The 22,020-nt window shown below is 72.7% G+C and carries 18 protein-coding genes, 1 tRNA gene and 1 other RNA gene; 15 read left to right on the top strand and 5 right to left on the bottom strand.

The features are described from left to right. Position 1 precedes the first annotated feature (1 nt). Positions 2-436 (bottom strand): hypothetical protein, encoded by a 435-nt coding sequence (locus tag AC3A3L_RS06880; protein ID WP_487639257.1) that lies wholly within the window; start codon positions 434-436, stop codon positions 2-4. 210 nt (positions 437-646) lie between these two features. On the opposite strand from AC3A3L_RS06880, the gene AC3A3L_RS06875 reads away from it, so the two are divergent. Continuing rightward, the gene (locus AC3A3L_RS06875) at positions 647-2,164 is read left to right on the top strand and encodes a potassium/proton antiporter (protein ID WP_487639256.1); all 1,518 of its coding nucleotides are present in this window, start codon (positions 647-649) and stop codon (positions 2,162-2,164) included. A 28-nt stretch (positions 2,165-2,192) separates the two neighbouring features. Here AC3A3L_RS06875 and AC3A3L_RS06870 read toward each other — a convergent pair whose 3' ends face one another. Further along, on the bottom strand, positions 2,193-2,696 hold the full coding sequence (locus tag AC3A3L_RS06870; RefSeq protein WP_487639255.1) for a LytR C-terminal domain-containing protein: 504 nt from the start codon (positions 2,694-2,696) through the stop codon (positions 2,193-2,195). 61 nt (positions 2,697-2,757) lie between these two features. Next, positions 2,758-3,057, bottom strand: a complete 300-nt coding sequence (locus AC3A3L_RS06865) for a type II toxin-antitoxin system VapB family antitoxin (RefSeq protein WP_487639254.1) — start codon at positions 3,055-3,057, stop codon at positions 2,758-2,760. A 69-nt stretch (positions 3,058-3,126) separates the two neighbouring features. On the opposite strand from AC3A3L_RS06865, the gene AC3A3L_RS06860 reads away from it, so the two are divergent. Continuing rightward, positions 3,127-4,767 carry a helicase HerA-like domain-containing protein gene (locus AC3A3L_RS06860; protein WP_487639253.1) on the top strand — a complete coding sequence of 547 codons (1,641 nt, stop codon included), beginning with the start codon at positions 3,127-3,129 and terminating at the stop codon, positions 4,765-4,767. A gap of 8 nt (positions 4,768-4,775) precedes the next feature. On the opposite strand, the gene eccCa is transcribed toward AC3A3L_RS06860, so the two are convergent. Further along, a complete protein-coding gene (eccCa, locus tag AC3A3L_RS06855; RefSeq protein WP_487639252.1) occupies positions 4,776-8,774 on the bottom strand; it encodes a type VII secretion protein EccCa in 3,999 nt (1,332 codons plus the stop codon). A gap of 140 nt (positions 8,775-8,914) precedes the next feature. Between eccCa and AC3A3L_RS06850 the strand changes: the two genes are divergently transcribed. The 8 genes from AC3A3L_RS06850 (at position 8,915) to AC3A3L_RS06815 (ending at position 17,764) form a co-directional block, all read left to right on the top strand. Further along, positions 8,915-10,267, top strand: a complete 1,353-nt coding sequence (locus AC3A3L_RS06850) for a ubiquitin family protein (RefSeq protein WP_487639251.1) — start codon at positions 8,915-8,917, stop codon at positions 10,265-10,267. 139 nt (positions 10,268-10,406) lie between these two features. Beyond that, a complete protein-coding gene (locus AC3A3L_RS06845; RefSeq protein WP_179618679.1) occupies positions 10,407-10,718 on the top strand; it encodes a WXG100 family type VII secretion target in 312 nt (103 codons plus the stop codon). Between the two features lie 36 nt (positions 10,719-10,754). Continuing rightward, positions 10,755-11,045: a WXG100 family type VII secretion target gene (locus AC3A3L_RS06840; protein WP_268113972.1), complete on the top strand. Its 291-nt coding sequence runs from the start codon at positions 10,755-10,757 to the stop codon at positions 11,043-11,045. A gap of 149 nt (positions 11,046-11,194) precedes the next feature. Continuing rightward, positions 11,195-12,577 carry a type VII secretion integral membrane protein EccD gene (eccD, locus tag AC3A3L_RS06835; protein WP_487639250.1) on the top strand — a complete coding sequence of 461 codons (1,383 nt, stop codon included), beginning with the start codon at positions 11,195-11,197 and terminating at the stop codon, positions 12,575-12,577. Between the two features lie 15 nt (positions 12,578-12,592). Further along, on the top strand, positions 12,593-14,017 hold the full coding sequence (locus tag AC3A3L_RS06830; RefSeq protein ID WP_487639249.1) for a type VII secretion protein EccB: 1,425 nt from the start codon (positions 12,593-12,595) through the stop codon (positions 14,015-14,017). Then, the gene (locus AC3A3L_RS06825) at positions 14,017-15,282 is read left to right on the top strand and encodes a S8 family serine peptidase (protein WP_487639248.1); all 1,266 of its coding nucleotides are present in this window, start codon (positions 14,017-14,019) and stop codon (positions 15,280-15,282) included. Before AC3A3L_RS06830 ends, AC3A3L_RS06825 begins: the two co-directional genes overlap by 1 nt. A gap of 63 nt (positions 15,283-15,345) precedes the next feature. Then, positions 15,346-16,413, top strand: a complete 1,068-nt coding sequence (locus AC3A3L_RS06820) for a sugar phosphate nucleotidyltransferase (protein ID WP_487639247.1) — start codon at positions 15,346-15,348, stop codon at positions 16,411-16,413. A gap of 49 nt (positions 16,414-16,462) precedes the next feature. After that, complete coding sequence (locus AC3A3L_RS06815) at positions 16,463-17,764, top strand: UDP-N-acetyl glucosamine 2-epimerase (RefSeq protein WP_487639246.1); 1,302 nt, start codon at positions 16,463-16,465, stop codon at positions 17,762-17,764. Positions 17,765-17,830: 66 nt separating this feature from the next. On the opposite strand, the gene AC3A3L_RS06810 is transcribed toward AC3A3L_RS06815, so the two are convergent. Further along, positions 17,831-17,916: transfer RNA gene (locus AC3A3L_RS06810), tRNA-Ser, on the bottom strand. 95 nt (positions 17,917-18,011) lie between these two features. On the opposite strand from AC3A3L_RS06810, the gene ffs reads away from it, so the two are divergent. The 5 genes from ffs to AC3A3L_RS06785 all read left to right on the top strand — a co-directional run bounded on the left by ffs (position 18,012) and on the right by AC3A3L_RS06785 (position 21,983). Then, positions 18,012-18,102, top strand: an RNA gene (ffs, locus tag AC3A3L_RS06805) — signal recognition particle sRNA small type. 78 nt (positions 18,103-18,180) lie between these two features. Continuing rightward, complete coding sequence (locus tag AC3A3L_RS06800; RefSeq protein ID WP_487639245.1) at positions 18,181-20,331, top strand: DNA polymerase III subunit gamma and tau; 2,151 nt, start codon at positions 18,181-18,183, stop codon at positions 20,329-20,331. A 48-nt stretch (positions 20,332-20,379) separates the two neighbouring features. Continuing rightward, a complete protein-coding gene (locus AC3A3L_RS06795; protein WP_487639244.1) occupies positions 20,380-20,757 on the top strand; it encodes a YbaB/EbfC family nucleoid-associated protein in 378 nt (125 codons plus the stop codon). Between the two features lie 10 nt (positions 20,758-20,767). Next, positions 20,768-21,364 (top strand): recombination mediator RecR, encoded by a 597-nt coding sequence (gene recR, locus AC3A3L_RS06790; protein WP_487639243.1) that lies wholly within the window; start codon positions 20,768-20,770, stop codon positions 21,362-21,364. A gap of 37 nt (positions 21,365-21,401) precedes the next feature. Next, positions 21,402-21,983, top strand: a complete 582-nt coding sequence (locus tag AC3A3L_RS06785; RefSeq protein WP_487639242.1) for a DUF5063 domain-containing protein — start codon at positions 21,402-21,404, stop codon at positions 21,981-21,983. The last annotated feature ends 37 nt before the right edge of the window (positions 21,984-22,020 follow it).

Here is a 22,020-nt window from a genome sequence, read left to right as displayed (position 1 = left end):
GTCAGAGCCCCGGGAGCGTGACGGTCAGCCAGTCGCGATGACCGGCGGGCGGAGGGTCGAACGCCAGGAGGGCGGCGTCGGCCTCGTCGGCCTCGGCCGGGACCCCGTCGGGTCCGGAGGCCTGGCTGGCACGGGTGCGGGCGTCCTCGACGAGCGCGGTCGCCTTGTGGGCGCGTACGTCGATCGCCTCCTTGAGCGTGTCGACCTCGGCGAGGTGCCGGGCGAGCGAGTCGGCGGCGGTCTCGTGGTGGGCGGCGGCGGTGCGCAGGTGCGAGGCGCGCTCCTTGATCCGCTCCCGCATCGCGTCGGCGGCCTTGCCGTGCCACGGCACGGCCTCCGCCTGGGACACGAGACGGGCGGCCAGGGCCCGGATGTCGCCACCCTGCTCGCGGAGCTGCGCCACCCGTCGGCGGCCCGCGGCGGTGTCGCCGTACATCGATCACTCCCTCTCGTCCGGGGACGCCTACCCCCTCAGCGCGACCTCAAACGTCCTCTTCCGGCATCCGATTGTGCCGCAGTCGCGCACCCGGGGCCGTCGCGGACCGTCCCGGCCCGTGTCCGGGCGCTGTCCGGGCCGCCAGGGGCAGCGCGCACGGCCGATAGGATCCAGTCGCCCCGCAAGCCGCCGAGCCACCCAGAGGTGTGCATGACGTTCGACGTCCACCAGCTCGACGAGTTCGTGCTGGTCGGCGCCGTCGTGACCCTCGCGGCGATCCTCGCGGTGCGGGTCTCCGCGCGCGCCGGTCTGCCGTCGCTGCTCATCTACCTCTTCATCGGCGTCCTGCTCGGCGAGGGTGGCCCCTTCGGCATCCCCTTCGACGACGCCCAGCTCGCGCACGCCCTCGGTTTCGGAGCGCTGGCGGTCATCCTGGCCGAGGGTGGTCTGACCACCGACTGGCGGCAGATGCGCGCCAGCGTCGCCCTGGGCCTCTCGCTCGCGACGCTCGGCGTGGCCGTGTCGGTGGCCGTGGTCGCCGTCGGCACCCACTACCTCCTCGGCCTGCCGTGGGAGCTGGCGGTCCTGCTCGGGGCGATCTGCTCGCCCACCGACGCGGCCGCCGTGTTCTCCGTCCTGCGCGCCCTGCCACTCCCGAAACGGCTCACGGGAGCGCTCGAGGCGGAGTCCGGGCTCAACGACGCCCCCACCGTCGTGCTCGTCGGGATCATCTCCACGGGAGCCGTCGGGGAGGCGGGGCTGCTCGAGACGAGCGGCCTCATCGTCTTCGAGCTGATCGCCGGCGGGCTGATCGGCGCGGCGATCGGCATGGGCGGCGCGTGGGTGATGCGGCGCGCGGCGCTGCCGTCCTCCGGCCTCTACCCGCTCGCGGTCCTGTGCCTGGCGTTCGCGGCGTACGGCGCTGCGTCGGCGGTGCACGCCTCCGGGTTCGCCGCGATCTACGTCGCGGCGCTGATCCTCGGCAACAGCGAGCTCCCGCACCGGGTGGCGACCCGCTCCTTCTCCGAGGGCGTGGCGTGGCTGGCCCAGATCGGGCTGTTCGTGATGCTCGGGCTGCTCCTCTCGCCCTCCGAGATCGACCTCGACACGGTCGTCCGGGCGCTGGTCACCGGCCTGGTCCTCACGCTGGTGGCCCGGCCGCTCTCGGTCGTCGTCAGCAGCGTCGTGCAGCCGATGGCGCGCCGTGACCTCGCGTTCCTGTCGTGGGCCGGCCTGCGGGGAGCGGTGCCCATCGTGCTCGCCACGATCCCCCTCTCGGAGGGTGTGACGGGCGCGGAGGACCTGTTCCACATCGTCTTCGTGATGGTCGTCGTCTACACGCTGCTGACGGGACCGACCCTGCCGTGGGTGGCCAGGACCCTGGGCGTCGCGCTCCGCTCGGAGCCGCGCGGCCTCGAGGTGGAGGCGGCGCCGCTCGACCGGGTCGCCGCCGACCTCCTCCAGGTGACGATCGCGCCCACCTCGAAGATGCACGGCGTCGAGGTCGGCGAGCTGCGCCTGCCGCAGGGGGCCTCGGTATCGCTGGTCATCCGGTCGGGCGAGGTGCTCGTCCCGGAGCGCCGCACGGTCCTGCGGCACGGCGACGACCTGCTGGTCGTCACGCCGCGCAAGCTCCGCGAGGCGACCGAGGCGCGGATGCGCCAGGTCTCCGACAACGGCCGGCTCGCGCAGTGGGTCGGCGACCCGCCGCGCCGCGACAAGGACTAGGCCGGGCGGGGCTCGTCCGGCCCCGCGGTCACTCCGAGCCGGTGGCCTTGCACCAGGTCGCGTCGGACTCGGCGACCACGGACTCGACCTGCTTCTTCTTCAGCGCCTGGAACTTCTCGCCGACCACGACGACGACGCCGGGGCCGAGCGCGTCGCCCTCGACGACCTGCGCCTTCTTGAACTGGCGCTGGACGAGCACGACCGCCGGGTTCGTCGGGTCGGAGGACCAGATCTGGGTGGTCGCGGCGGGCAGCGGCGAGTCGCCGACGGTGCCCTCGACGAAGCCGCGCTCGGCGAGCTGCGCGCTGGTCGCCCCGGCGAGCCCGCTGCGCTTGCTGCCGTTGAAGACGCTCACCACGACCTGGTCGCGGCGCACCTCCGACCCGGCGGGCACGGTCGCGTCCTCGCAGATCGCGACCGGCTCGTCCTCGGGGAACGGCTCGGTGAAGGCGGCCCACCCCCAGACAGCGGCGACCAGCACGAGCAGGGCGAGCACGGCCAGCGTGAGCGCCGACCGGGCCGCACCGCTCATTCGGGGCCCCCGCGGCGTTGTTCGGGGGAGCGTCGAGGCGGAGAAGAACGTCGTGGGGTGATCACGTGCTGTCCGCCTGGTGGACGCGGGCGTGCAGCACGCTGCGCTGCTGCAGCGCGGCACGGAGGGCGCGGTGCAGGCCGTCCTCGAGGTAGAGGTCGCCCTTCCACTGCACGACGTGGGCGAACAGGTCGCCGTAGAACGTCGAGTCCTCGTCGAGGAGCGTGTCGAGCCGCAGGGTGTCCTTGGTGGTCACCAGCTCGTCGAGGCGCACCTGGCGCGGGGGCAGGTCGGCCCAGCCGCGCGAGTCGAGCCCGTGGTCGGGGTAGGGCCGGCCGACGCCCACCCGCTTGAAGATCACGCCGGTGACTATATCGACGGCCCCTGCGAGACCCTCGTCGCCGACCGTCGCCCTGACTAGGCTCGCGACATGACGGAGACCCCTGGGGCAGCGCCGACGCCGACCGAGTCCACGCCCGAGTCCACGCCGCAGACCACGCCGCAGACCACTGCGAGCGACCCCATCTCGGCGGCCGTCGCACCCGGCTACCGCTTCGACGGCGCGGCCCTCGAGCTCGGCGGGCTGATGCTGGACGCCGACGACCTCAGCGACGTACGCATCCGGATCCCGCTCGCGATGCTCAACCGCCACGGCCTCGTCGCGGGCGCCACAGGCACCGGCAAGACGAAGACCCTGCAGCTGCTCGCCGAGCAGCTCAGCGCGAACGGCGTCCCCGTCTTCGCTGCCGACATCAAGGGCGACCTGTCCGGCATCAGCGTCCCGGGCGAGGCCAGCGACAAGCTCACCGCCCGCACCGCCAGCGTCGGCCAGGAGTGGACGGCGACCGGCTTCCCGACGGAGTTCTACGCGATCGGCGGCCAGGGCGTCGGCGTACCCGTCCGCGTGACGATGAGCGCGTTCGGGCCCACCCTGCTCGCCAAGGTGCTCGGCCTCAACGAGACGCAGGAGTCCTCGCTGGGGCTGGTCTTCTACTACTGCGACCAGCAGGGGCTGCCGCTCCTCGACCTCGCCGACCTGCGCGCGGTCCTGCAGTACCTCACGGGCGACGCGGCCGGGAAGGCCGAGCTCAAGACGATCGGCGGCCTCTCGCCCCAGACCGCCGGTGTGATCCTGCGCGAGCTGGTCGCCTTCGAGGCGCAGGGCGCGGACGTGTTCTTCGGCGAGCCGGAGTTCGAGACCAAGGAGTTCCTGCGCACCGCCGAGGACGGGCGCGGCATCGTCAGCCTGCTGGAGCTGCCGAACCTCCAGGACCGGCCCGCGCTGTTCTCGACGTTCCTCATGTGGCTGCTCGCCGACCTGTTCCACGACCTGCCGGAGGAGGGCGACCTCGACAAGCCCAAGCTGGTCTTCTTCTTCGACGAGGCGCACCTGCTCTTCAACGACGCCTCCGACGCCTTCCTCGACCAGATCGCCCAGACCGTGCGGCTGATCCGCTCCAAGGGAGTGGGCGTGTTCTTCGTGACCCAGTCGCCCACCGACGTCCCCGACGAGGTGCTGGGCCAGCTCGGCTCACGCATCCAGCACCAGCTCCGCGCCCACACGCCCAACGACGCCAAGGCGCTCAAGGCGACCGTCAACACCTACCCCACCAGCGCGTACGACGACCTCGGCCAGGTCATCACGTCGCTCGGGATCGGCGAGGCGGTGGTGACGGTGATGAACGAGCGGGGCGCGCCGACCCCCGTGGCCTGGACCCGCCTGCGGGCGCCCGAGTCGCTCATGGATCCCGCTCCCGCCGCCGACATGGAGGCCGCGGTCACGGCCTCGCCGCTCACCGCGAGGTACGCCGAGGCCATCGACCGCGAGTCCGCCCGCGAGCTGCTGGCCAGGAAGCTCGAGGAGGGCGCCCGCAAGGCGGCGGAGGACGCCCGGGTCAAGGAGATGGCGCGCGAGCAGAAGAACGCGCGCGTGACCAAGAAGGCCGAGCGGGCGCCGAAGGAGGAGGACAGCATGATGGAGAGCGTCGTGAAGTCCCGGGCGTTCAAGGACTTCATGAGCACCGCCGCCCGCGAGATCGCCCGCGGGATGTTCAAGAGCGGGCGCCGCTGAGCGAGATTTCACATCGTCGGGTCGAGCCAGGCCAGCTGGGCGGTCTGGGTGCCGCCGTCGCGGGTGACGACGCGGGCGCGGCCCTCCGGGGCGGGCTGCGGGCGGAGGTTGCCGATCAGGACGCCCTCGTCGCGGGGGCCGGACAGCATGACGCCGGGCATCGCGAGGTCGCGCAGCGACTGGATGACGGGCTCGTAGAGCGCGCGGGAGGCACCACCGGTGCGGCGCGCGACGACGACGTGCAGGCCGACGTCGCGGGCCTGGGCCATCAGCGGCTGGAGCGAGGACACCGGTGAGGACTGCGCCGTCGCCACGAGGTCGTAGTCGTCGACCACCACGAACACCTCGGCGCCCGTCCACCACGACCGGCTGCGGAGCTGGTCGGGCGTCACGTCAGGACCGGGGATGCGGCCCTCGAGGTAGCTCGCGATGTCCTTGAGCGTCGGCGTCGCCTGGGTGGCCGAGGTGAGGTAGTTGAGGAGGTACTCGTCGGGCACCTCGCCGAGCAGCGAGCGCCGGTAGTCGACGAGGACGATCTGCGCCTCCTTCGGCGTGCGGGTGCGCATGATCTCGTGGACGTAGGCCCGCAGCAGTGCGCTCTTGCCCGACTGGCCGTCGCCGAAGATGAGCATGTGCGGCTCGGCGTCGACGTCGAGGCCGATCGGGGCGAGCTCCTTCTCGTTGATGCCGAGCAGGATGTGCTTCTGCGGCAGCTGCCGGCGTACGGCGTCCTCGCGGACCGCCTCGAGCGTGACCTTCTCCGGCAGCAGGCGGAGCTTGGGGCCCTGCGGGCCCTTCCAGGCCGCGACCATCCGGTCGATGAGGTGGTCGACGCCGTCGCCGAGGGTGTCGGCGTTGCCGTCCCCGTCGATGCGGGGGAGCGCGCCGAGGAAGTGCAGCTTCGACGGCACGAGACCGCGGCCGGGACGGCCGACCGGGACGAGCGCGGCGACCTTGCGGTCGATCTCGGAGTCGAGCGGGTCGCCGAGCCGCAGCTCGAGCTTGGAGCCGAAGACGTCGCGCATCGCGGCGCGGTAGTCGGCCCACCGGGTCGAGGCGGTGACGATGTGGAGGCCGAAGGTGAGGCCCCGCGCGGCCAGCTGCTGGATCTCCATCTCGAGGTCGTCGAACTCGGCGCGCAGCGTGCTCCAGCCGTCGATGACCAGGAACACGTCGCCCCAGCCGTCGTCGGCGCGGCCCTGCGTGCGACGCGAGCGGTAGGTCTCGATGGAGTCGATGCCGTTCTCACGGAAGTAGGCCTCGCGACGGTCGACGATGCCCTCGACCTCCGCCATGACACGGCGTACGACGTCGGGCTCCGAGCGGGTCGCGACACCGCTGATGTGCGGGAGGCGGGCCAGCGGCGCGAACGTGCCGCCGCCGAAGTCGAGCACGAAGAACTGCGACTCCAGCGGCGTCGTCACCAGCGCCATGCTCGTGACGATGCTGCGCAGCATGGTGCTCTTGCCGGAGCGCGGCCCACCGACGACGGCGACGTGGCCGGCCGCGCCGGTGAGGTTGAGCGTCATCGTGTCGCGGCGCTGCTCGCGCGGTCGGTCGACGGTGCCGAGCGGGATGACGAGGCCCGGCACGTTGCGCCACTGCGGCGACGTCAGGCCCAGGTCGGGGCTCTCGACCAGGTCGGGCATGAGCTCGTCGAGCGTGTCGGGCACGTCGAGCGGAGGCAGCCAGACCTGGTGGGCCGCCGGACCCCTGCCCACCATGCGCGTCACGGCGACGTCGAGCAGCGAGGGCTGCTCGCCCTGCTGCTGCGGCTGGGGCGCGGCGACCTCGGTGACCTCCTCGGTCGGCTCGAGCGCCTGCACCTCGGAGATCGTGAAGGGCAGGATGCCGCGGATGACGCCGCCCTCGTCGCGGGCGACGCGGGTGCGGCTCGACGGGGGCCCCGAGACGTACGCCGCCTTGAACCGCAGCAGCGTGGACTGGTCGGGCTTGAGGTAGCCCAGCCCCGGGACGGCGGGCAGCTCGTAGGCGTCCGGCACGCCGAGGACGGCGCGGGACTCGCCGGCCGAGAAGGTGCGGAGGCCGACGCGGTAGGACAGGTGGGACTCGAGGCCGCGCAGCCGCCCCTCCTCGAGGCGCTGCGAGGCGAGCAGCAGGTGCAGGCCGAGCGAGCGGCCCAGGCGACCGATGGCGACGAAGAGGTCGATGAACTCCGGCTTGGCCGAGAGCATCTCGGAGAACTCGTCGACGACGATGAACAGCGACGGCATCGGCTCGAGGGGCTCGCCGTTGGCGCGTGCCTTCTCGTAGTCGCGCACCGACGCGTAGTTGCCGGCGTCGCGCAGCAGCTCCTGGCGGCGCGTCATCTCGCCGGACAGGGCGTCCTGCATGCGGTCGACGAGGGTGAGCTCGTTGGCGAGGTTGGTGATGACGGCCGAGACGTGGGGCATGTCGGCCATGCCGGCGAAGGTCGCGCCACCCTTGAAGTCGACGAGGACGAGGTTGAGCTGCTCGGAGGAGTGCGTCATCACCAGGCCGAGCACCAGCGTGCGGAGGAACTCCGACTTGCCGGAGCCGGTCGCGCCGATGACCAGGCCGTGGGGGCCCATGCCCTGCTGGGCGGACTCCTTGATGTCGAGGTGGATCAAGCCACCCGAGTCGCCGATGCCGATCGGGACCCGCAGGCGGTCGCGCGCCGGACGCGGGCGCCACGCGGTGTCCGGGTCGTAGGTGAAGATGTCGCCGAGCCCCAGCAGGTCCATGTGGTCGGGGGTCGTGGAGGTGATGTCGACCGCGCCGCCGGCCGAGGACGACTCGGCGCTGGCGGTCTTGAGCGGCGCGATCCGGCGGGCGAAGGCCTCCGCCGTGGCGATGTCGCACTGGTCGGCGAGGGCGCGGACCGGCTCGCCGCGCAGGCGCAGCGCGCTCACCGGGCGCTTGCCGAGCTCGTCGGGGGCGTCGGCGAACTCCAGGCGCAGGCGGGTGGAGTCCTCGAGCTCGTCCCACCGGCTCGGCAGGTCGAGCAGCGTGACGCCGTGCAGGCCGTCGGGCGGGACGATGTGGTTGCCCGGGGGCAGGTGGCCACCGTCGATGACGAGCAGGATGTGCGGCGTGGCGGCGCGCTCGTCGGCGCCGAAGCGGGGCCGGTCGCTCAGGTCGGGCGGGAGCAGGCTGCCGAGGTCGTCGAGGGACGTCGAGACCAGGCGCATCGGCCCGACCGCGTCGGCCTCACGGGTGCTCTGGGCGTGCGGCAGCCACTTCACCCAGTCCCAGTGGGTGAGGTTCTGCTCGGAGCTGAGCACCGCGACGATGAGCTGGTCGGGGTTCTGGAACGCCGTCGCGGAGCAGATCATCGCGCGCGCCGTCGAGCGGACCTCCTCGGCGTCGCCGCACAGCTCGATGCGGTCGAAGGCGCGCAGGTCGATCGACGCCGGCAGGTTGGGCTGGAGGCGGTGCACGACGAGGAGCCGGTGCAGCGCGGACGCCGCCGCGGGGTCGACCTGGTCCACGGGTGCGCTCTCCGGCGGCACCAGCTCCAGTGACAGCGGCTGCGAGCACAGGCCGTAGCGCACGTGCAGGAAGTTGTCGTCGGAGGCGGTGTGCTCCCACAGCCGGGTGCGGTCCTCGGCGAGGGAGGGGAGCGCGGAGGGCTCGGGGTGGTGCCAGTTGAGGGCGCGCCGCTGCTGGTCGGCGGCCTCGCGCGCGACCTTGCGGATGTTGCCGAGGTAGCGGAGGTACTCGGTGCGCGAGCCGGTGACCTGCTGCGCCCGCTGCTTACGCTGCCGGTCGATCTGGACGATGATGAAGCCGAGCGTGGCGAAGAGGAACATGCCGGCCGCGAGGAAGCTGCGGCTCTTGTTGGCGCCGCCCATCGTCGCGACGAGCACGATGGACCCGAGGCTGCCGAGCATCGGGATGGCGTTCATCAGCACGCCGCCGGCGCCCTCTCCCTCCTGCAGCTCGGGCGGCGGCTGCAGCACGATCTGGCCACCCGGCATCTCCGGCTCGTCGAGCCTCTGGCCGCCCCGCAGTGTCGTGCTCAACGCATCCCCCAGTGCCGTGCCCGATGAAGTCGCGACGATGATAGGTGGGCTGCCACGTGAGCCGCACCTGCGACTACTCTCCAGCGGAGTGGGGCCGTTCCGTGGGCAACGCGAAGGGGGAATCGGTGTCGGACGTCGCGATGTCCAGCAGCGCTGGCGCGACCATCGCGCTGAGCATCCACGGCCCGGCCGGGGTGCTCGACCTCGTCGTGCCTGCCGGCGCGACCGCGGTCGACGTCGCGCGCGAGTACGCCAAGCAGGCCGACGTACCCGGCATCCCGCTGCTGCAGACCGCCCTCGGCGAGCGGCTCAAGGCCGCCCTGCCGCTGAGCGAGGCGGGCATCCAGCCCGGTGACGTCCTCGTCGCCACGACGAGCGTGCACCGACCGCGCCGGGTGACCCTCCTCGACACCGCCAGGAACGCACCGGAGAGCCCGGCGCTGGCCGCGATGATCGCGTGGGTCGCCGCGCTGGTGGCCGTCCTCGCCGGGTGGTACGCCGCCCGCGCGGGCGACGACGTCGTACGCACCGTCACCGTCGGGGTGCTGCTCGGCTGCGCGCTGGTCGGCGTGCTGCCGGTCGGTCGCCACGCCCGTCAGCGCGCCTCGGCCGCGCCGGCCTTCGCCGCCGCCGCGGCGTTCGCCGCGCTCCACGAACCGGGTGTCCACCTGCTGCCGGCGATCCTCGGTGCCGCCGGCATCGCGGCGGCGGTCGTCGCCGGCATCGGCCGCGCCCTGTCGGTCGGCGCCGACGAGGTGGGCACGGTGTGGATCGTCAGCGGGCTCACGGTGTTCGCGTGCTGCGCCGTCCCGGCGATGCTCGGCTGGGACGCCCGGGTCGCCTGGTCGCTGCTGGTCTTCCTCGCGATGATGGCGGCACGGTTCGCGCCCTCGCTCGCCGTCAACGTGCCCGACGAGGCGCTGCTCGACCTCGACCGGCTCGCCGTCACCGCCTGGTCGGCCCGCGACAACCAGCGCCGGGCTCGCCGCGGCCGTGTCGTGGTCTCCGCCGACGCGATGGAGCGCCTGGTGCGCCGCGCCTCGCGGATCGTCACGGGTGCGGCGGCCGCCATCCTGGTGACGGTGCTGGTCGCCAGCCCGCTGCTGCTGCACGCGGCCAGCATCGACCTCGACCGCATCGGCGCCCGCTGCCTCGTCCTGTTCGCGGGCTTCTCGCTGCTCCTCGCTGCCCGGTCCTACCGCCACGCGGCCGCGCGCGTGCTGCTGCGGCTGGCCGGGCTCGGGGCCCTGGTGTCCCTCGCCGCCCACCTCGTCGCGGGTGCCGGTGCTGGCCACGTCGACACGTTCTTCTACGTCACCGTCGCGCTGGGTGTGATCGCGCTCGCCGCGGCCGTGGCCACCGGCCGCGGCTGGCGGTCGGTCTGGTGGTCGCGGCGCGCCGAGGTCGCCGAGTCGTTGTGCGGCAGCTTCGCCTTCGCGGCGCTGGTGGTCGCGGCCGGTGTCTTCCGACGCCTGTGGGAAATGACCTCCTGATGTTTAGCCCCAGATCGGCCGGGTAGATGCACGTCAGCGCGGGGGGCCGGGACGTCTCCCCGAGCACCGGATCACCACCCAGTGAGTCATCAACACACAACACTCGGCGGGTTCGACCACCGAGGGAGAAGGATCTTTCATGAGCGAGATGTACGGCCAGACAGAGAAGGCCCTCTCCAAGGGCGCCGACTTCGTCGACCAGGCCCGCGGCGACGTGAAGAACAAGTGCGGCGTCCTCTCCGGCAACATCCAGACGATGATGGGCGGATGGGGCGGCCAGGGTGCCACCGCGTTCAACAACCTGATGATCGCGTGGGACCAGAAGCAGGAGACCATCCTCAAGGCCCTCGACCAGCTCTCGGCCTCGATGAAGGAGACGGAGCGCGACAACGTGTCGACCGACGAGTCGCAGTCCGCCAACCACGCCAACCTCCAGGGCCGTCTCGGCTGACGCCGGCACCCGACTTCTGAGATCTAGGAGATCGACATGACTTTCGACGGAATCAAGGTCCAGCACGGCAGCCTCGACGCCGGTGCGGCCGACGTGATGAAGGCGGCCAAGGACATCGAGGCCCGCCTCGACCAGCTCGAGAACGAGCTCAACCCCCTCAAGTCGGACTGGAACGGTAACGCCAAGATGGCCTACGACCAGGCCAAGGCCAAGTGGGACCAGGCGATGTCCGAGATGACGCTGCTCCTCCAGCAGGCCAGCCAGGGTGTCGACGCGTCCAACGCCGAGTACAAGGCGGCCGACGCCCGGGGCGCCAACCGCTTCTGAGCACCGCACACCGTCCGAGGCCGGTCGTCCCTCCGGGGGCGTCCGGCCTCGTGGCATTTTCGCGAGCGGCTTTCGCCTAGGCTGCTCCCCGTTCAGTGCTCCGGCCGCCCGGCCGACGCAGGTGCAAGGACATTCAGGGGGAAACACCAATGAGTCAGGGGTCCTCGGTCGCCTCAGGCCTGGTCCGGGTGACCATCGCCTCGGGATCTCGCCGGGTCGATCTCGTGCTGCCGGGCTCCATCCCGGTCGCCGAGCTCGTGCCCGAGCTCGCCCGCTCGGTCGGCCTGCTGGACGCCTCCACCGTCTACGGCGGCTACCGCCTGGTGACCCAGGAGGGTCGGATCCTGGCCGACAACGCCGGTCTGACGATGCAGGGCATCGAGGACGGCGGCCTCCTCACCGTCACCGCCGGCGTCGACGACAAGGCTCCGCGTGTCTACGACGACGTCGTCGAGGCGATGGCCGACGTCGTCGAGAACGAGCTCAAGCCGTGGGAGCCGGCCGCGGGACGGCGTACGGCGCTGGGCGCGGGCAGCATCCTGCTCGGCCTCGGCGCGCTGGCCCTCCTGCTGCAGGGCGAGAGCCTCCTCGGCGGCGTCGCCGCGGCCGTGATCGCCGGGCTCCTCGTGGTGGGCGGCATCGTCCTGACCCGCGCCCAGGGCGAGCCCGAGGCGGGTGTCGTCGTCTCGCTGCTGGCCGCCCTCTACGCCGCGGTCGCCGGGCTCCTGCTCGCGCCCGGTGACCTGCCCGACTGGAGCTGGCCCCTCGACGACGCGTTCTTCGCCGACCCGCTCCTCTTTGCCGGGCTCGGCGTCCTCGCCGTCGGGCTGGTCGCGGTGGTCGGCCTGCAGGAGGGCCGGGCGCTCGTCATCCCGGCCGTCGTGGTCGGTGCAGTGCTCGTCGCGGGCTCGGTGCTCATCCAGGTGTTCTCGCTCGAGCCGTCCGTGGTCTTCGTCGTCCTGCTCACCCTGGTCGTCCTGGCAGGCAGCATCTTCCCGTGGCTCGCCCTCGGGGTGACCGGCACCAAGGTCGACCAGCTCTACTCGCTGCACGACATCACCGCCGACCCCGACGAGATCGACCCGGACGAGGTCGCCGACGACGCCCGCGTGGGCCACGAGATCCTGCTCGCGGTCTCCGCCACGGTCGGCACCCTCCTCGTCCTCCTCGCCCCGTTCGCCGTCGGGCGCGGCGTCTACGGCACGGTCCTCGCGGCCGTGTGCTGCCTGGCCGTCATGTTCCGCACCCGCCAGTACCGCACGGGCTCGGAGGTGCTCGCCGGGCTCGCCTCAGGCATCCTCGGCCTGGTCTCGGTGGCCCTGTCGATGCTGCTCATCCACACCGGCTGGCGCGCCGGCGCCGCTATCGGTCTCGCCGGCATCGGTGCCGTCCTGCTCGCGCTGACGCTCGTGCCCGCCTCGCCGTCGGTGCGCCGCGGCCGCATCGGCGACATCGTCGAGACGATGACCCTGCTCGCGCTGCTCCCGCTGATGGTCCTCGCGGCCGGCTTCGTCTCCGCGGTGGCTGGCTGAGGCGGGCTGGAACAGATGGCCACCAAGAAGGACCTCGTCGAGGCCCACGCCTTCAGCCGGCGCCGCCTCGTCACCGCCTTCGTCTCCGGCGCCCCGGGCGGCCGCGAGGTGGAGCCGGTCCGTCCCGGCCGCGTGCTGATCGGCGGCGTCGCCCTGTCCGTGCTGCTCCTCGCCGGTGCCGCGATCGCGGGTTTCCTGCTCGGGCGCCCGCCCGCGCAGTGGCTCGACGAGGGCAGCTTCGTGATCTCCAAGGACACCGGCGAGCAGTACGTCGTCCTGCGTGGCGGCGACGACCCGCTGCTCCAGCGGGTGCCCAACTACGTCTCCGCCCAGCTGCTGCTCGGGCAGGCCGAGCTCACGCCGTTCACCGTGCGTGACAAGTACATCCGCACCGTGCAGCTCGGCGAGGACCTCGGCATCGACGCCGCGCCCGCCAGCCTCCCGTCGGCGGGCGAGCTGGTCGACGACGGCTGGACCGCCTGCACCGGCGACGGGGTCGGCATCAAGGTCGCGGTGCAGCGCACCCCGTCCGTCGAGGACCTGGCGGGATCTGCCTTCCTCGTGCGCAGCGAGGGCACGACCTGGCTGATCGCCACCGCACCGCCGGTCGGGAGCAAGCAGGGCAGCGCCTACCGCTTCCCCATGCCCGAGGACGAGACGCAGTCCTCGACCCTGGGCGACCGGCTCGGGTTCGGGGCGTCGGCGACCGAGGTCGACCCCGACTGGCTGAACCTGTTCCGGCTCGGCGAGCCGCTCGAGCAGGCGTCGTTCGGGGTCACCCGGCCCGGTGAGCGCGTCCCCTACGGCAGCACCGGCACCGACCTCTCGCGCTACCGCATCGGCGACCTGCTGCTCTCGAGCAGCGGCTCCTACTACCTGCTCGGCGACGAGGCACCCGAGCGCCTCAGCGACTTCGCGGGCATGGTCTACGGCGTCGTGCAGGAGCCCGCGCAGGAGCTCTCGGGTGACCTCTCCGCCTCGTTCGGTGAGCCCAGCACGCCGCCGGAGTGGCCGAGCGAGGTGCCGCAGCCGATCACCAACGGCGCGTTGTGCGCGGTGCTCCACCCCGCGACCGGAGCCGACGCCACCTTCAGCCTTGCGACCAACCCGACCGGGGCCGCCGACCCGTTCGGCGCCGAGGTGCGCCCGGGCCGCCACGCCGTCGACGTCGAGCCGAGCGCCGGTGCCTACGTCCTGTCCGGCTCCGGCGAGGCCGCCGACGCCGGCACCCGCTACGTCATCGACCCCAAGGGTGAGAAGTACGAGCTGGTGGGCTCCGAGGTCCCCGACTTCCTCGGCTACGGCGACGTCGACCCGCCGCTCGTGCCGAGCGCGTGGCTCGAGTTCTTCCAGCCGGGCGTGCAGCTGTCGACCAACAGCGCGCGCCGGGTCCCCGAGGACGCGCCGCCGGCGGACGACGCGGCCGCGGACGCCGGCTGATGGCCGCACCGTCTCCGGGTCGTCCCCGGCTGCGCCTCCCGTTCGTGCGTACGACGCTCGCCGCAGGTCTGCTCGCCGCGTCGGTCGTGCCGCTGGGCGCCGCCCCGGCCGCCGCCGACCACGACGCGCCCTGCCTCGAGACCGAGGTGCCGGACTCCGAGCGGCTGGCAGACACCCACGAGAAGGACAACCTCGCCTTCGAGCGGATGCACGTCGACCAGGCGCACGACGTCGCCACCGGTCGGGGCGTGAAGATCGCCGTGATCGACAGCGGGACGGTGGACATCGAGGGGCTCGACGTCGCCGGGCGGACGGCCATCCCGGGCGTCAACCCCGACAGCCGCCTCTCGGGCCACGGCACGATCGTCGCGGGGCTCATCGCCGGACCCCGCGGCATGGCCCCGGATGCCCAGGTCTTCGACGTCAAGGTCTACGACGCCGCGGACGCCGACACCACCCAGGGCGAGCGGCCGCTGACCTCGGCGGGCATCGCGGCGGGCATCGACGCACTGATCCGCGCGCAGCCGCAGCAGCAGGTCGACATCGTCAACATCTCGCTCGCCGTGCGCCAGCCCGACCCGGTGCTCGAGGCGGCCGTCGCGCGCCTGGTCGACCTCGGTGTCGTCGTGGTCGCCGCAGCCGGCAACGTCGCGCCCGGCACCCCCGACTCCGGCTTCGCGGGCACGCCCGACAACGACGCCGACGTCTTCCCGGCCGACTACCCCGGCGTGCTCGCGGTCAGCGCCACCCCGCCCGGCGACGAGAACCCCAGCACCTACGTCGTACCCAACCTGGACACCGACGTCGCCGCACCGACCCTGGGCGCGATCTCGGCCAACGCCACCGGCCAGGTCTGCGTGGTCGGCGAGGTCGCGACCTCGTGGGCGAGCGCGGAGGTCAGCGGTGCCATGGCGCTGCTCAAGCAGCGCTTCCCCCGCGAGACACCGCAGCAGCTCGTCGCCCGGCTGCAGGCGACGACCGAGGGCGCCGGCGCCCCCGAGGGACCAGACGGCACGTCGGCCAACCCGTGGACCGGGGCGGGAGTCGTCCAGGTGCACGACGCGCTCACCCGGGAGCTCAAGCCGGGCCGCAAGGGCAAGGTCGAGGCCACCGTGCAGGAGGTCCGCGCCGACGCCCAGGCGCCGCCGGCGCCCGAGCGCATCGACCTGTTCGGCACGCCGCGCGCGATCCTGCTGTGGTCGGGCCTCGTCGCCGGGTCGCTCCTCGCGCTCGCCTTCATGCTGCGCCCGTTGCTGCGACGGTGAGCCGTCCCGCGCGACGCCCGTCGAGGCGTGCCGGTCCGCTGCGGCGCATGATGGAATCAGGGCATGCCTGAGACCTCCGACGAGCCCGTCGCCGTCATCCTCGCGGGTGGCCAGGGCTCGCGCCTGTGGCCGATCAGCAGGGACCGCGCGCCCAAGCAGTTCCAGCCGGTCGTCCGCGACCGCCCGCTGCTCAGGGGCACCATCGAGCGGCTCAGCGAGATCGTGGACCCCAGCCGCATCCACGTCTCGACACGCGCCCGCTTCGCCGACGCCGCCCGGGCGACCCTCGGCCCGGTGCCGCCGGAGAACCTGATCCTCGAGGAGGACCCGGCCGGTCCCGCGACGGCGTTCGCGCTGAGCGTCGCGACCCTGTTCCACAAGTACGGCGACGCGCCGGCGCTCGTCGCGCCGTCCGACCACCTCATCACCGAGGAGGACGCCTTCAACGCAGCCTCCCGCGAGATGCTGGCGCAGCTCGAGCGGACGCCCGGGTCGATGGTGGTGCTCGGGGCCGAGCCGACGCGCTTCGACCCGAGCCTGGGCTACATCCACACCAAGGGCGGGGACGACGCCGTCCAGGTGATCGACTCGTTCCACGAGAAGCCCGACCAGGACGTCGTCGAGGAGCTGGGGGAGTCGGGCAACCTGTTCTGGAACACCGCCTGCTACGGCGTGCACGTCGGGCAGGCGTGCAACGCCTACCGCACCGCGCTGCCCCTCATCTTCGAGTCGATCGAGCGGTTCGCCCGCGGGGCGACCTCCGACCAGGGCTACCGCGGTGCGTCGATCGGCGGCCACGAGATCTACCCGCTGATGTGGGCCGGCATGGAGTGCCTCGTCGTCCCGCGGCAGCTGGGCTGGACCGACGTCGGCACCTGGACGCGCCTGGAGCGGGTCCTCGACGACCAGCGGGTGACCTCCATCGGCCCCGCGCTCCAGCTCGACGCGGAGAACACCCTCGTGGCGAGCATGGACGGCAGGCCGGTCGTCACGCTCGGCGCGCGGGGGCTGATCGTGGTCACCCACGAGGACGCGGTCTACGTGCTCGACCGCCAGAAGGCGCTCGACGCCGGCATCCTCGAGCGGCTCCGCTCGCTCCTCGCGGCCAGCAGCCGCGAGGACCTCCTCTGACGGTCCGCCTCCCGGCCCCGGACCACGCACGCTCCCCACGAAGGAACCCATGTCCCACGAGAACAGCCAGCACATCGTCGTCGTCGGCACCAAGCCCGACATCATCAAGCAGGCGCCGATCTACCACGAGCTGCGCGACCGCGGCCACGACGTGGTCCTGTGCCACACCGGCCAGCACTACGACCACAACCTCTCCCAGTCGATGCTCGACGAGTTCGGCGTCCGCGAGGACATCAACCTCGAGGTGCGCGGCGGCGTCAACGACCTGGTGTCCGGCATCACCGCCAAGCTGGCGCTCTACCTCCGCGGCTTCGCCGAGCGCGGCGGCTTCCCGATCACCTACGTCCACGGCGACACCACCACGGCGATGGCCGGCGCCCTCGCCACCTTCGGCGAGCGGCAGGCACTGGTCCACGTCGAGGCCGGGCTGCGCACGCTCTCGCCGAAGCCGGAGGTCCTGAAGGGCTGGCTCGAGCAGGGTGCCGACCTCGACTGGGCGTCGTTCCGGGAGCAGTCGGTCGACCGCAGCAGCTGGGCCAGGGGCAGCCGCGAGCCCTCGCCGGAGCAGTTCAACACCAGGGTCGCCGACGCCGGTTCCGACCTGCACGCCGCCCCCGTCGAGCTCAACCGCGAGTTCCTCCTCGAGGAGGGCTTCGCTCCGGCCGCGGTCGACGTCGTCGGCAACTCGGTCGTCGACGCGCTGGAGCAGGCGATCGCCGGCAGCGACAGGAACCAAGTGCTGCAGAAGTTCCCTCAGATGGGCGACGGCTCGTTCCTGCGCTTCTGCGTCCACCGCCGCGAGAACACCACCAACCACGACCGGTTCAACCTGCTCATGGACGCCATGGAGGCGCTGCTCGAACAGGGCCACCACGTGCTGTTCATCCGCCTCCTCGGCACCGAGGCCGCGATCGACAACTTCGGACGACGGCAGTGGCTGGAGGACCTCGAGGCGCGGTACGGCGACGCGCTGATCTCGACCCCGGTCTGGGACAGCTACCTCGACGTCGTGGCGGCGATGTCGATGTGCGCGGTGATCGTCACCGACTCCGGCAGCATCGTCGAGGAGGCCAACGTCCTCGAGGTCCCGTGCGTGACCCTGCGCTTCGGCTCGGACCGCTCGGAGACGTTCCTCGCCGGCAGCAACTTCCTCGCCCCGCCCGTGGACAAGGGCCTCATGGTGAGCGTCATCCACAACGTCTTCGAGCACCGCGCCGAGCTGTCCTGGGACCGCGTCTACCCCGAGAAGGCCTCGGCGATGCTCGTCGACGCGGTCGAGCGGCGCCTCGACGAGGGGAGCCTGCTGATCTCCGAGGAGTGGCGCTACGGCCTCCAGGCCCGGCTGCGGTGACCGGCGTACGCCCGCCCGGAGAACGACGAGGGCCCCGCACCTGCTGGTGCGGGGCCCTCGTGTCGGCGGAGGTAGGGGGATTCGAACCCCCGAGGGCTGTTAACCCAACCCGCTTTCCAAGCGAGCGCCATAGGCCACTAGGCGATACCTCCGCGGAGGAGAGTACCGGTCGGTCCGGTGGCCGGTGAAATCGCCTGCCGGGCCCTGGGTTTGGGTGGCCGTCCGGGCCTCGCCTAGACTCCCCGGCAACCCCCCACGCGGCGTCACCTCGCCCAATTCCCCCAGGGCCGGAAGGCAGCAAGGGTAAGTGAGCTCTGACGGGTGCGTGGGGGGCCTCTTCATGTCCGGACCCGGCCGGTCCGACGGCGGGTCTCCCGCGGTGGTCGGTGTGGGTGGGCACGGTTAGGGTTCAGGACGTGGAGTCACCGCTCGCGCTCTATCGCCGCTACCGGCCCGAGACCTTCCAGGAGGTCATCGGGCAGGACCACGTCACCGAGCCGTTGCGGGCGGCGCTGGCGGCCAACCGGGTCAACCACGCCTACCTCTTCTCCGGCCCGCGCGGCTGCGGCAAGACCACCTCGGCCCGCATCCTCGCCCGCGCGCTCAACTGCGCGCAGGCGCCGATCTCCGACCCGTGCGGTGAGTGCGACAGCTGCCGCGACCTCGCCCGCGGCGGCCCCGGCTCCATCGACGTCATCGAGATCGACGCAGCGTCCCACGGTGGTGTGGACGATGCCCGCGACCTGCGCGAGAAGGCGTTCTTCGCGCCGGTGCGCGACCGCTACAAGGTCTACATCATCGACGAGGCCCACATGGTCACCACGCAGGGCTTCAACGCCCTGCTCAAGCTGGTCGAGGAGCCGCCTCCCCACCTGCGGTTCATCTTCGCCACGACCGAGCCCGACAAGGTGCTGCCGACCATCCGCTCGCGCACCCACCACTACCCCTTCCGGCTGATCCCGCCGCGGCTGCTCAGCGACTACCTGTCCCAGCTCGCCGGCGAGGAGGGCGTGGCGATCGAGCCGGCCGCCCTGCCGCTCGTCGTGCGGGCCGGTGCCGGGTCGGCGCGCGACACGCTGTCCGTCCTCGACCAGCTGCTCGGCGGGGCCGGAGCGGCGGGCGTCACCCACAAGCTCGCGACCGACCTGCTGGGGTTCACCCCCGACTCGCTCCTCGACGAGGTGGTCGAGGCGTTCGCCACGCGCGACGGCGCTGCCGTGTTCTCCGTCGTCGACAAGGTGGTGGAGACCGGGCAGGACCCGCGCCGCTTCACCGAGGACCTGCTCCGCCGCCTGCGCGACCTCGTCATCGTCACCGCCGTCCCCGACGCCCCGGCGACCGGCCTGATCGACGTCTCGGAGGACGCCGGCGAGCGCCTGGTGGCCCAGGCCGCGCGCTTCGGAGCGATCGAGCTCAGCCGGGCCGCCGACATCGTGGCCGCCGGCCTCACCGAGATGCGCGGCGCGACCGCGCCCCGCCTGCTGCTCGAGCTCCTGTGCGCCCGCGTCCTGCTCCCGGGCGCCGACCACACGGCCGAGGGCGTGATGGCGCGCCTCGAGCGGCTCGAGCGCCGGATGGACGTCACGGGCGCCCCGGCGCCCGCCTCGGCTCCGTCCCGGCCGGCCGCCGCGGCCCCGGCGCCGTCCGCATCCCCGACGGCGCCCCAGGCGGCGCACGCGGCTGCGGCCCAGCCCGCTCCGCAGGTCGCCCCGCGCGGCGACGATCCGGCCCCGCCGCCGCCCATGCCGCTGGCGCCCACGGGTGCGCCCGCGTCGCCGGCCCGCGACGACGGCCCGCCGCCGCCCCCACCGATGCCGGGATCCGCGCCGCCGCAGCCCGCGACGCCGCAGGCGCCACCCGTCGTGGCCGAGCCCGCCCCGGCCGCCGCAGCCGCGGCCGGCCCGGACGCGCCGGTCGCCGAGCAGCCGGCCGGTCCGCGCGGCGGCCTCAGCCTCGTCGACGTACGCCGGCTGTGGCCCGACATCCTCGAGCAGACCAAGAACCGTCGCCGCCTGGCGTGGATGGTGCTGTCCCAGCACGCCCACGTCGTCGACGTCGACGGCGTCCGCCTCACGGTGGGCTTCGCCAACGCCGGCGCGCGTGACTCGTTCGTCAACGGCGGGTGCGACGAGATCCTGCGCCAGGCGGCCATCGACGTGGTCGGCATGGACTGGCGCGTCGAGTCGATCGTCGACCCGTCGGGCGCGGCCGCGGAGGCCCCGGTGGTCCGCCAGGCGGCCGTCGACTCCTCCGCAGCAGCCGCTGCCCCGGCCGCACCGCCCGGCCCTCCCGCGCAGGAGGCGCCCGACGGCCCGCCGTCCTGGGTGACCGACGACGCGGCCCCGCCGTCTGCTCCCGCGCCTCCGCCGGTCTCGGCCGCGCCCGCCCGCGAGGCGCTGGAGGCGGCCCGCGCCGGCGGCCCGGCCGAGCCGGCCGCACCCGTGCGCTCCGCCGACGACGACGTGGACCCCGACGACCCCGACGCCGACTCCGCGGCGATCGACACCGAGTCGCTGCTCAGCCAGACGCTCGGCGCCAAGCTGATCGAAGAGATCAGGAACGACTGAGACGATGACCGGCCCCAACCCCACCCCAGACCCGCAGCGGGAGACCCGATGACCCAGAACCCCTTCGACGCCCTCGGTGGCGGCGGCTTCGACATGAACGCCCTGCTCCAGCAGGCCCAGCAGATGCAGCAGCAGCTCGAGGAGGCCCAGGCCGAGCTCGCCCAGCAGACGGTCGAGGGCACCGTCGCCGGCGGCGCCGTGACGGTCACCGCCAACGGCGTCGGCGAGCTGGTCGGCCTCACGATCCGATCGGGCGAGTTCGACGGGAGCGACCCCGACGACCTGTCCGACCTGTCCGACCTCATCGTCGCCGCCTACCGCGACGCGCGCGCCAAGTCCGAGGCGCTCGCGGGCGACTCGCTGGGCCCGCTGACCGAGGGCCTCGGCGGGGGCGGCGGCATGCCCGGCCTCCCCGGGCTCGGCTGAGGGGACCTCGTTGTACGAAGGTGTCGTCCAGGACCTGATCGACGAGCTCGGCCGGCTGCCGGGTGTCGGTCCCAAGAGCGCGCAGCGCATCGCCTTCCACCTGCTCCAGGCCGAGCCCACCGACGTACGCCGCCTCGCCGACGTGCTGATCGAGGTCAAGGCCAAGGTGAAGTTCTGCTCGGTCTGCTTCAACGTGAGCGAGGACGAGCGGTGCCGCATCTGCCGCGACGAGCGCCGCGACCCCAGCGTCCTGTGCGTGGTGGAGGAGTACAAGGACGTCGTGGCGATCGAGCGCACGCGGGAGTTCCGCGGGCGCTACCACGTGCTCGGCGGCGCCATCTCGCCCATCGACGGCATCGGCCCCGACCAGCTCCACGTCAAGGAGCTCATGCCCCGCCTGGCCGATGGCACGGTCACCGAGGTCATCCTCGCCACCGACCCCAACCTCGAGGGCGAGGCCACCGCGACCTATCTCACGCGCCTGCTGCTGCCGATGGGGTTGCGCGTGACCCGCTTGGCGAGTGGACTGCCGGTGGGCGGTGACCTCGAGTACGCCGACGAGGTCACGCTCGGACGTGCGTTCGCCGGAAGGAGATCAGCAGAGTGATCGACGGCTGCGCAGATGTCGGAAGGAGACCAGTCCCGTGACCGAGACCGACGAGAAGGTGTTCGGCGAGCAGATCGCCGACTCCGTGGAGAGCTTCCTGCTCGCCCTGCGCGCCATCGCCCGCGAGGGCAACGGGGCCCAGGCGGTCTCGCTGCTGCTCCTCGAGATCAGCCAGGTCCTCCTGGCCGGTGCCCGGATGGGTGCCCAGAACGACTTCACGCCGCGCGAGGAGTTCCAGCCCGACGTGGGGCCCGAGGCCGACATCGAGGACCTGCGGCTGCGCCTGGCCGAGATGCTCGAGGGCATCGACGACTACTCCTTCGTCTTCGACCCCTACGTGCCCGAGGTGGTCGTCAGTCGCCTCTCCGACGACCTGGCCTCGATCGCCATCGACCTGGAGAACGGCCTGCGCCACTATCGCGCCGGCAACGTCGACGAGGCGCTGTGGTGGTGGCAGTTCTCCTACGTCAACAACTGGGGCAACCTCGCGGGCGCGGCACTCAACGCCCTGCTTACCGTCGTCGCGCACGACCGGTTCGACACCGACTTCGAGGCCGACGCCGACGCCGTGGCGGTCGCGGATGAGATGCTCGGGAGCGCCCCTGCCGTGCGCCCGTAGAATCGGTGGTGGCCTGGCGGCAACGGCGCCATCGGGC

The sequence above is a fragment of the Nocardioides sp. Soil_C_8 genome, assembly GCF_057656315.1.
The sequence above is the reverse complement of the archived record's forward strand: the minus strand, read 5'-3'. Positions and strand labels throughout refer to the sequence as shown.

Coding starts and splice junctions, on each gene's coding strand:
- AC3A3L_RS06880 (WP_487639257.1), bottom strand. CDS start 436: ATGTACGGCGACACCGCCGCGGGCCGCCGACGGGTGGCGCAGCTCCGC.
- AC3A3L_RS06875 (WP_487639256.1), top strand. CDS start 647: ATGACGTTCGACGTCCACCAGCTCGACGAGTTCGTGCTGGTCGGCGCC.
- AC3A3L_RS06870 (WP_487639255.1), bottom strand. CDS start 2,696: ATGAGCGGTGCGGCCCGGTCGGCGCTCACGCTGGCCGTGCTCGCCCTG.
- AC3A3L_RS06860 (WP_487639253.1), top strand. CDS start 3,127: ATGACGGAGACCCCTGGGGCAGCGCCGACGCCGACCGAGTCCACGCCC.
- AC3A3L_RS06850 (WP_487639251.1), top strand. CDS start 8,915: ATGTCCAGCAGCGCTGGCGCGACCATCGCGCTGAGCATCCACGGCCCG.
- AC3A3L_RS06845 (WP_179618679.1), top strand. CDS start 10,407: ATGAGCGAGATGTACGGCCAGACAGAGAAGGCCCTCTCCAAGGGCGCC.
- AC3A3L_RS06840 (WP_268113972.1), top strand. CDS start 10,755: ATGACTTTCGACGGAATCAAGGTCCAGCACGGCAGCCTCGACGCCGGT.
- eccD (WP_487639250.1), top strand. CDS start 11,195: ATGAGTCAGGGGTCCTCGGTCGCCTCAGGCCTGGTCCGGGTGACCATC.
- AC3A3L_RS06830 (WP_487639249.1), top strand. CDS start 12,593: ATGGCCACCAAGAAGGACCTCGTCGAGGCCCACGCCTTCAGCCGGCGC.
- AC3A3L_RS06825 (WP_487639248.1), top strand. CDS start 14,017: ATGGCCGCACCGTCTCCGGGTCGTCCCCGGCTGCGCCTCCCGTTCGTG.
- AC3A3L_RS06820 (WP_487639247.1), top strand. CDS start 15,346: ATGCCTGAGACCTCCGACGAGCCCGTCGCCGTCATCCTCGCGGGTGGC.
- AC3A3L_RS06815 (WP_487639246.1), top strand. CDS start 16,463: ATGTCCCACGAGAACAGCCAGCACATCGTCGTCGTCGGCACCAAGCCC.
- AC3A3L_RS06795 (WP_487639244.1), top strand. CDS start 20,380: ATGACCCAGAACCCCTTCGACGCCCTCGGTGGCGGCGGCTTCGACATG.